Below are 9,586 nucleotides of genomic sequence, written 5' to 3' on the forward strand. Positions count from 1 at the left end.
GGCAATACGGGTATAAGTCTGGTAGAAACAAGCTGACAAATATTTGATACTTCAGATGCCGTATTAATCAGGCAGCCGGAGGAGCTATCTATTGACGCATGCGCGTTTATCCCAGGATGGTCGAGCTGGATCCTCTGCCACAAGAGCCTCAGCAAGATCAATCCCCAATGACGATGCAAGCATCTTCCCATACTCCGGATCCGCGTTATGGCACGCCCTCACATGCCGCTGCTTTATGAACAACGGTATACCTTCCATCTGGGTCGCAGTATTACTGCATGTAGCTTTCTTGTCGTCATCGCTCATCAGGCGCCACAACTTACCCGGCTGAGTGTAGTAGTCGTCGTCATAGTCACGTTCATCGTAATTATAGAGGTCTCCATGTAGTTCCATCGGCGGTTCCTTCCTTGACGGGGAGTCCTTCCATTCGCCGAAACTATTCGGTTCGTATGCCACAGCAGCGCCATAATTGTCGTCAGTACGCATCTGCCCATCACGATGATACGAATGAAACGGGCATTTAGGACGATTGACCGGGATGAGGTTGTGGTTTACCCCAAGACGATAGCGCTGAGCATCTCCATATGAGAAAAGCCGTCCTTGGAGCATCTTGTCAGGAGAGAAACCTATCCCGTCAACGATATTGGTAGGATTAAAAGCGGCTTGTTCTATTTCCGCAAAGAAATTTTCAGGATTGCGGTTAATTTCAAGAATTCCGACGTCTCGCAGAGGAAAATCCTTATGATACCAAACCTTGGTCAAATCGAATGGATTGACATGATATTTGGCAGCTTCATCTTCGGTCATAATCTGCACCTGTAGCTTCCAACGCGGGAATTCACCACGTTCTATAGCTTCAAACAAATCGCGTTGGTGCGACTCACGATCTTTCGCTATGATAGCTTCTGCCTCCTGATCGGTAAGATTCTTTATTCCTTGAAGTGTACGGAAATGGAACTTTACCCATACCCGTCTGTTATCCTTGTTGATGAAACTGTAAGTATGGCTTCCGAACCCGTGCATATTGCGGAATGAAGCCGGAATACCACGTGGCGACATTGTTATCGTAACCTGATGAAGGGCCTCCGGAAGTAAAGTCCAGAAGTCCCAATTGGCCGTAGGATTACGCATGCCTGTGCGCGGATCTCGCTTTATCGCATGATTGAGGTCGGGGAATTTCAACGGGTCACGGAGAAAAAACACCGGAGTATTGTTACCGACAAGATCCCAATTACCTTCGTCGGTATAGAACTTCATGGCGAAACCACGTATGTCGCGCTCTGCATCGGCAGCCCCTCGCTCCCCTGCCACTGTCGAAAACCTCACAAGGCAGGGTGTCTGCTTTCCCACCTTTGAAAAAATCGAGGCCCGGGTAAATTCGGTGATGTCGTCCGTGACAGTAAATGTGCCGAAAGCTCCTGACCCTTTGGCATGCATGCGCCTCTCGGGAATGACTTCGCGGTCAAAGTGAGCAATTTTTTCAATGTACCACGGATCCTGCACAGATAGTGGTCCACGCAAGCCTGCGGTCTGAACATCCTGGTTGTCGGGGATAGGGCGCCCGTTTTCAGCGGTAAGTCTTTTCTTGTCCATACAATCACAATGAATTTATAATCAGTAAAAATGTGTTAGTCATAACACCAGAATGTATAAAAAAGTTGTTGAATCCGGCAAGCCCAACCATAACAAACATGAAAGATACTAAAATGCAGGTTAAAAGATGCTTCTTAAGCAAATACATTCGCCAAACACAACAATTCCACGTAATTTTCATTAATTTTGCACACGGAAAAATATGAAACCTCTTTACTGTAAGTAAGTTCATAAAATAATTATTGAAACACGATTTATGTTCCGCAACGGTAATTCATTCTGGAGCGCCATGCCTCCGGTAACAAAAAATCTCATAATCATCAACGTAATCATTTGGATTGCGATGATTGTTTTCCCTCACGCCACTTCCGAGAAGGTACTTGACATAGCAGGATTGCATTATTGGAAAGGCGATGACTTCAACGTCGCCCAACTACTCACATACATGTTTATGCATGATACCGGAAGCATAGCCCATCTGTTTTTCAACATGTTTACTCTCTTCATGTTCGGCATCACACTCGAGAGAGTGCTGGGAGGAGGGCGCTTCCTGTTTTATTACATAACCTGCGGTGTCGGAGCTGCTTTGATCCAGGAATTCACCTGGATGCTCACCGCCGAAGATCTTGCGGTAAAAGTACTCGCCAACGCTTATGGCGTAGACTTCCCGGAAATGGCCGATGCGATAAAACGCGTCGACATGGGCTTCTCCGTAGGGAGCGTAGGTGAGAGCCTGCAAATGATTTACAATCATTATCTCGTGACAATCGGTGCCTCTGGAGCTATCTATGGCGTACTGCTCGCTTTCGGGATGCTTTTCCCCAACCGTCCGCTCTACCTCATGTTCATCCCTGTTCCAATCAAGGCCAAATGGATGGTGCTTGGTTACGGGCTCATCGAACTTGCACTCGGAGTAAGTTCGGCCAACGACGGCATCGCGCACTTCGCCCATCTGGGTGGAATGATTTTCGGCGTACTGCTTATTCTTTATTGGAAACATCAGGGAGTGATTCGCAGAAATGATTTTTATTGACACACTCAAAGCAATGTGGCACAACAGCGGCCCGGTCATACGTCTGATAATAATCAATGTGGTTGTTTTTGCATTGATCATTGTCGGGCAACTCATTGCATCATTATTCAATTCAGGTGTCATGGCCGCAACTGTGTCATGGCTCGAATGTCCCGGCAGCCTGCGCTCTGTCGCGTTGCATCCATGGACACTTATCACCTACATGTTCGTACAGGTCGATATATTCCATCTTATTTTCAATATGCTTTGGCTGTATTGGTTTGGAAGCGTATTCACCTTTACAGCCCACCCGCGGCAGGTCTACTTCCTTTATCTCGGAGGCGGCATCGCCGGAGCGTTGCTGTTCTCCGTTCTCGGAGGATTGATGTTATGGCATCCGGCACCTCTCGTCGGAGCATCGGCATCGGTGATATCCATAGTGACAGCAACAGCCATACTCCACCCCAACTACCGCTGGAACATGATCTTATTCGGGGAAGTTTCCTTGAAATGGATTGCCGTGATAACAATCGTCATATCATCGCTGGGCGGAGGAAGCGCAATACCACACCTCGGCGGAGCTGCCTTTGGTCTGACATATGCTTTGATGCTGCGCCACGGCAGAGACCTGTCCACATTCTTTACGCTGAAATCAGCAAAACATTATCGAAGAGCCGGTCGGCCAAATTTAAGCAGTCATGTCTCCGGGAAATGCGAGAATGACGAGCAGGCGCTTGATGAAATACTCGACAAAGTCAGGCGGTCAGGATACTCATCACTGTCGGGTCAAGAAAAGAGAAGATTGATTGAAGTATCACGTAGATCACGGTAGTAATATCAACAGTCATGAAGATCAACCCCGTCAGAAAATTAACACGCGTCATAATAACAATCCTTGACTTATTAATAGTCGTAGGCCTGCTTGTTTCGGCATATGGCGGTTCCATCGATCCGTCCGTATCCGTGTTGCCGCAGCTATTCGGAATGAGTTTCCCGATATGGATTATGGCGATGCTTGTCATGCTCCCTGTCTCCTACATCCTATGGCGTAAATCCGCTTTCATCCCGGTAGTAGGTCTGCTTGTCGCTTCGCCGGCAATATTCACGATCTCACCTATACATATAGGCGGCTCGTTGTCGGAATCGGAACGTCAGCGCAGTTTCACGGTGATGACCTACAACGTGTATGGTTTCACAGACCATGAATATGAAAAGTCCGACAGTGCCACACCGCCCTCGTGGGGTAGCCGCACTCTCGGACAGATCATCGCCGGACAGCCCGATATAGTCTGCCTTCAGGAAGCTTACAATCCGTCGGTACGCTACAAAGCACAGATGGATTCAATCAAGGACATTTATCCTTACCGCAACTTCACCGACCAGGTTGGTGAAGTATTGTTCTCCAAATATCCTTTCAAAATAATCCCCACTCCGCAACCGCAGTGGGAAACGGCCCACTATTCGGCATATGAACTCGATGTAGAAGGCCGGCCTTTGCTTGTGGTCAACTGCCATCTACAGTCTATCGGCCTGACACCTGACGACAAGGCCCTTTATCGCGAACTGACCGACAAGCGGCTCGAATCCCCTACCCGTTCGGAACTATCGCAGGTAAAGAACAGCATCTTGTCGAAACTCGCCGAAGCTTTCCGTCTCCGTGCCGAACAGGCGCGCCACATACGCCAATTCCTTGAAAATCATCCCGGCAACGCCATACTCACCGGCGACTTCAACGATGTTCAGAGCAACTATGCCTACCGCTGCATATGCGACGCAGGAATGCGCGACGCATACACCGACAGTGCGTTCGGTCCCACAATCACATATATCGACAGCCGCTTTTACTTCCATATCGACCAGATTCTGTATCGCGGCGACATGCGCGCGGTCGACATCGTCCGTGGCAACATGAAAAGTTCCGACCATTATCCCCTGACGGCAACGTTCCTATGGAACCCGTCAGACACGTCACACTCATCTTGAAACAAATATCAACCAAACACAATAACGTTTTGAACCGATTTCTATCATCCGCAGCATCCGCGTCAATCATCGCCGTATGCTCGTTAACAGCCAATCACGCAATGGCACAGCAACATCAGAATCCATTTCTGACGGAGTATGACACTCCTTACAGTATTCCACCGTTCAACCGCATCACTACGCCCGACTATCTACAAGCTCTGAAAGCAGGTATAGCCGAGCAGCGTAAGGCTGTAGACGCTATCGTGAATAATCCCGAAGCACCTACGTTCGCCAATACAATCGTGGCTCTTGACCATAGCGGCCCGATTCTTGATAAAGTGTGCATGGTATTCTTCAATCTGGACGAGTCGAACTCAACTCCAGAGATGACCTCTGTCGGCGAGGAATTTTATCCGATGTATTCAGCACATACCGATGAAATATCCATGAATTCCGGACTGTTCAAACGCATCAAGACATTGTATGACAACCGGAATAAGGCAGGATATACACGCGCACAGATGCTTGCCGTAGAGGAAGCCTACAAGGACATGGTGCGCAACGGAGCGCTTCTCAATGCAGAACGCCAGGAAGAACTAAAGACAATCAACACTTCGCTTGCCGACCTCTACCTGAAGTTCAACAAGAATCTCCTCTCAGCCACCAATGAATTCTCGATTGTCGTTGATGACGAAAAGGAACTTTCCGGGCTTCCCGCTACAAGTGTGGCTGTCGCAAAAGCCGAAGCAGAAAAGCGCGGTCTTGGCGAAGGGAAGTGGGTATTCACACTACACGCGCCGTCACGCCTTCCTCTTCTCCAATACGCCGATTCACGATCGCTACGTGAGAAAATGTATAAAGGCTATACTACTCTTGCTTCATCCGGCAAGTACAACAACTATCCAGTAATCGCCGAGATACTAAAGGCCCGTACACGCAAGGCCAACCTACTTGGATATAACAACTATGCCGACTACATGACCGAAAATGTCATGGCGAAGAACGTAAAGAACGCCGAAGAGCTGCTTATGCAGATCTGGAAGCCGGCCATAAAGCGCGTAGATGAAGAAGTGGCCGAAATGCAGGCTCTTGCAGACAAGGAAGGCGCCAGAATAAAAATTGAGCCCTGGGACTACTATTATTACGCCGAGAAGGTGCGTAAAGATAAATATGCGCTCGACGAGGATGAAGTGCGCCAGTATTTCCATGTCGACAGTGTGCGCAAAGGCATTTTTACAATGGCCAACAAGCTCTATGGCATCACCTTCACGGAAATGCCAGACGCGCCTAAATATGATCCGGAAGTCACCGTCTACGACGTACGCGACGCTGCCGACAATCATGTGGCCGTATTCATGACCGACTACTTCACACGCCCGTCAAAGCGACAGGGGGCATGGATGAGCGAGTTCAAAGGTTCCTGGGTTGACGATGACGGCCGGGCAGAGCGTCCCGTTATATTCAATGTCTGCAACTTTACCCATCCGACAGGCGACTCTCCGTCGCTCCTTACCCTCGACGAGGTGGAGACAATGTTCCATGAATTCGGCCACGGTCTCCACGGCATGCTTTCGCGCGCCAAGTATAAGAGCCAGGCCGGTACCAACGTCGACCGCGACTTTGTGGAGCTTCCCTCGCAGATTCATGAGCATTGGGCCATGGAGCCGGAGTTGCTGCGCAGTTTTGCCCGTCACTACAAGACCGGCGAAGTGATTCCTGACGCTCTCATAGAGAAACTTCAGAAAGCAGCCACACACAATCAGGGATTCACTACGACGGAACTTGCCGGCGCAGCCCTCCTCGATCTCGAATGGGGCAAGCTGACGTCTACAGACAATATCGACGTGGAGAACTTCGAGAAATCCGTAGCTGCAAAACTCGACATGCCCGGAGAGGTACAGTATCGTTACCGCTCACCTTACTTCAAGCATGTGTTCGGCAGTGACGGGTATGCATCTGGGTACTATACCTATCTTTGGGCTGAAGTGCTCGATGCCGACGGGTTCGAGTTGTTCAAGGAACGTGGTATTTTTGACCCTGCCACCGCCAAGGCCTTCCGCGAGAACGTACTCGAGATGGGCGGTTCAGAGGATCCAATGCAACTCTACATCAACTTCCGTGGTCGCAAACCCGATGTCAATGCACTGTTGAGAAACCGCGGCCTTATCCCCGATTCGTCCAAGTCAATAACCGTAAAATCTTCCGAAGGGAAATAACTGAATCGTCCAATTACATCAACCATAAAAAGCGTCGTGTCATAACACTGTGATACGACGCTTTTATGGATTTTGTCGGATAACATCCTGGATATCAGAAAAGCAATCCGGTATGATTCTCCTTTACGGCAAGGCGGTGTGTCGAGATTCGGTACACCGCCGTTTTTGTGTCGGGACGGTAGGGTGCTGTCAGTCATCGCGAAGCGCTCTGCCTTGCAGAGAATGGCCTCAGATGGTAGGAGCTGAGACTGAGGCTGATAAATACAGGTGACTGGGAAAGCATAAGTTTGTTTGTACCCTTCTATTGATTTTGCGTATCTTTGCACCATTATGTCGAAAACATCAGTAAACAAACGCAAACGGCGCAATGGCCGTAGCACCAGTCACGGAATGAGCATAAACGCCAGGCTGCTTATGATAGGATTCCTAATGCTGGCAGCAATGGCCATAATATGGACATCCGGGAACGTAAAAGGATGCTCCGGAAACATGGGCACGGAATCGTCAACGTCGTTCGACAGCCTGGGATACGTCGTGACTAATCCTGCACTCCAAGAAAAGATCCTATATTATAAAGGTATGACGGTGTCGTTCAATCCCGAAGCCCATATCCCCAACTGGGTGGCATGGGAACTTACCGGAACTGAAACTCAGGGGGAAGAGCCACGAGCACAGAGCTTTACCGCAGATGAGGATGTGGACGGATGTGCAGACCCGTGGGATTATAGCTATTCCGGCTACGATCGCGGACACATGGCACCTGCCGGCGACATGAAATGGGACGCAGATGCCATGCGCGAATCATTCTATATGACGAACGTGTGCCCGCAAGTGAAAAGTCTGAACACTGGGACGTGGAAAAGACTTGAGACTAAATGCAGGACATGGGCTCGCGCAGACAGTGCCATATATATAATCTGCGGGCCGATATTGACAGATAGCCTGAAGGAGACAATCGGCGACACACGTGTGGTGGTACCGAAGCGTTTTTTCAAAGTAATCCTGTCACCGTATGCCAATCCTCCTCGTGGAATAGGATTTATAATGAACAACGGATATGTGAAAGGGGGCATGCAGCAGGCGGCGGTGTCAATAGACGAAGTGGAGGCAGTCACTGGACATGACTTTTTCTCGACATTGCCCGATGCAGTGGAAAACGAAGTGGAGAGTCAGTGCAGATTCCATAACTGGTCGGTAATAAAGTAAGTATATGTCAACAATTTGTGCTATATCCACTCCGGGGGGAGTGGGCGGCTTGGCAGTAGTAAGAATAAGCGGCAATGAGGCCATCGAAATCGTTGGAAAAATCTGGCGCGGGAAAGCGTTAGTCTCATGCGACAGCCACACGGCGCATCTGGGATGGGTGACCGACAGCAATGGCGAACGTCTTGACCAAGGGGTGGCGACGATATTCCGAGGCCCTCATTCATTCACGGGCGAGGATGTCGTGGAACTGTCTGTGCACGGGTCGGTCTACGTGCAGCATGAGATTCTCAACGCGCTCGTGGTCAACGGATGCCGCATGGCTGAACCGGGAGAGTTCACACGTCGGGCATTCGCGTCGGGCAGAATCGACCTGGCTGAAGCTGAAGCGGTGGCCGACATGATAGCATGTAACTCACGGGCATCCCACAGGCTTGCGCTCAGCCAATTGAAAGGTGATTTTTCAAAACGCATAGCCGGACTTCGCAAAAGCCTGCTGGAACTTGCATCGCTTATCGAGCTTGAACTGGACTTCTCGGACCAGGAGTTGGAGTTCGCATCGCGCGAGCGGCTCATGGAAATCGCCGTGGAGGTAAGAGACGTGGTCAGCGGCCTGGCATCGACCTTCCGCAAAGGCCAAGCGTTCCGCGAAGGCATACCAACAGTCATCGTAGGGGCAACGAATGTCGGCAAGTCGACGCTGCTCAACCGTCTGCTCCATGACAACCGAGCGATTGTGAGCGACATCCACGGCACTACGCGTGACACGATAGAGGATACGGCCGAGATTGAAGGTGTAACTTTCCGGTTCATTGACACTGCGGGACTTCGCGAGACGGACGACACAATCGAGGAGATGGGGATTGAGCGTACACTTGATTGTGTATGCCGCGCATCGATAATCGTTCTCGTGGCAGACATGTCACGACCCCACACACTTGGCGAAGCATGGTACAGAGTGGCATCAGCACTCTGTGGAAGCAACGGGGGGGAAACAAATTCCAATGACATACAGTTATATCAAAGTGATTGTGCAATCAGATACGGCATGTCGCATCACGACATGAACGGGACGATACCCTACCCCACTCTGCTTTTGTTATGGAACAAGGCGGACATCGCAGGAGGAAACAACGCATTGTCACACTCAAGCAAGGATGCCTCTGGGTGTAGCCTGAGTTGCAATGGGCACGACAAGATTCGCACCGTTGAAAATGACATTGAAGCGTTCTGCCGTGAACATGAAATGCAGTTTTATCAAACAGAATATAGCGCCAAAAATGGCCAAGGAGGTGATATAGAGTCCTTATTGCTTCAATGCGCGGGCACCGACATCCTCACATCGACCGATGTCGTTGTGACCAACGCACGCCATTACCAGTCGCTGACTGAAGCCCACGACGCTATATGCCGCGTCATCGACGGCCTTTCATCGGCCATTCCACCGGAATTCATCGCCCAGGATCTCCGCCATACCCTCAATCACCTCGGTGAAATAACCGGTACCATCTCCACCCTACAAATCCTCTCCTCCATCTTCTCCCGCTTCTGCATCGGCAAGTAGCCTATTGGTGACAACTGGTGCCATCTGGTGTAA

At 50.0% G+C, this 9,586-nt stretch carries 7 protein-coding genes; 6 read left to right on the plus strand and 1 reads right to left on the minus strand.

The features are described from left to right. Positions 1–84: 84 nt before the first annotated feature. Positions 85–1,593, minus strand: coding sequence for a catalase (locus tag QZ303_RS08650; protein WP_295731739.1), 1,509 nt, complete (start codon positions 1,591–1,593; stop codon positions 85–87). A 256-nt stretch (positions 1,594–1,849) separates the two neighbouring features. Between QZ303_RS08650 and QZ303_RS08655 the strand changes: the two genes are divergently transcribed. From QZ303_RS08655 to mnmE, 6 genes are all read left to right on the plus strand, one after another. Continuing rightward, entirely contained in the window at positions 1,850–2,626 is a 777-nt protein-coding gene (locus QZ303_RS08655; RefSeq protein WP_295731741.1) for a rhomboid family intramembrane serine protease, read from the plus strand. 121 nt (positions 2,627–2,747) lie between these two features. Continuing rightward, on the plus strand, positions 2,748–3,437 hold the full coding sequence (locus QZ303_RS08660; protein ID WP_295731743.1) for a rhomboid family intramembrane serine protease: 690 nt from the start codon (positions 2,748–2,750) through the stop codon (positions 3,435–3,437). A 14-nt stretch (positions 3,438–3,451) separates the two neighbouring features. Further along, positions 3,452–4,588, plus strand: a complete 1,137-nt coding sequence (locus QZ303_RS08665) for an endonuclease/exonuclease/phosphatase family protein (RefSeq protein WP_295731745.1) — start codon at positions 3,452–3,454, stop codon at positions 4,586–4,588. A gap of 101 nt (positions 4,589–4,689) precedes the next feature. Beyond that, positions 4,690–6,786 carry a M3 family metallopeptidase gene (locus QZ303_RS08670; protein ID WP_295731747.1) on the plus strand — a complete coding sequence of 699 codons (2,097 nt, stop codon included), beginning with the start codon at positions 4,690–4,692 and terminating at the stop codon, positions 6,784–6,786. A gap of 330 nt (positions 6,787–7,116) precedes the next feature. Continuing rightward, complete coding sequence (locus QZ303_RS08675; RefSeq protein ID WP_295731749.1) at positions 7,117–7,992, plus strand: DNA/RNA non-specific endonuclease; 876 nt, start codon at positions 7,117–7,119, stop codon at positions 7,990–7,992. A 4-nt stretch (positions 7,993–7,996) separates the two neighbouring features. Then, entirely contained in the window at positions 7,997–9,553 is a 1,557-nt protein-coding gene (gene mnmE / locus QZ303_RS08680) for a tRNA uridine-5-carboxymethylaminomethyl(34) synthesis GTPase MnmE (protein WP_295731751.1), read from the plus strand. The last annotated feature ends 33 nt before the right edge of the window (positions 9,554–9,586 follow it).

The sequence above is a fragment of the uncultured Muribaculum sp. genome, assembly GCF_910583865.1.
Taxonomy (GTDB): domain Bacteria; phylum Bacteroidota; class Bacteroidia; order Bacteroidales; family Muribaculaceae; genus Muribaculum.

Bases quoted from the DNA above. Each gene is read 5' to 3' on its own strand.
- QZ303_RS08650 (WP_295731739.1), bottom strand. From the start codon at position 1,593: ATGGACAAGAAAAGACTTACCGCTGAAAACGGGCGCCCTATCCCCGAC.
- QZ303_RS08655 (WP_295731741.1), top strand. From the start codon at position 1,850: ATGTTCCGCAACGGTAATTCATTCTGGAGCGCCATGCCTCCGGTAACA.
- QZ303_RS08660 (WP_295731743.1), top strand. From the start codon at position 2,748: ATGGCCGCAACTGTGTCATGGCTCGAATGTCCCGGCAGCCTGCGCTCT.
- QZ303_RS08665 (WP_295731745.1), top strand. From the start codon at position 3,452: ATGAAGATCAACCCCGTCAGAAAATTAACACGCGTCATAATAACAATC.
- QZ303_RS08670 (WP_295731747.1), top strand. From the start codon at position 4,690: ATGGCACAGCAACATCAGAATCCATTTCTGACGGAGTATGACACTCCT.
- QZ303_RS08675 (WP_295731749.1), top strand. From the start codon at position 7,117: ATGTCGAAAACATCAGTAAACAAACGCAAACGGCGCAATGGCCGTAGC.
- mnmE (WP_295731751.1), top strand. From the start codon at position 7,997: ATGTCAACAATTTGTGCTATATCCACTCCGGGGGGAGTGGGCGGCTTG.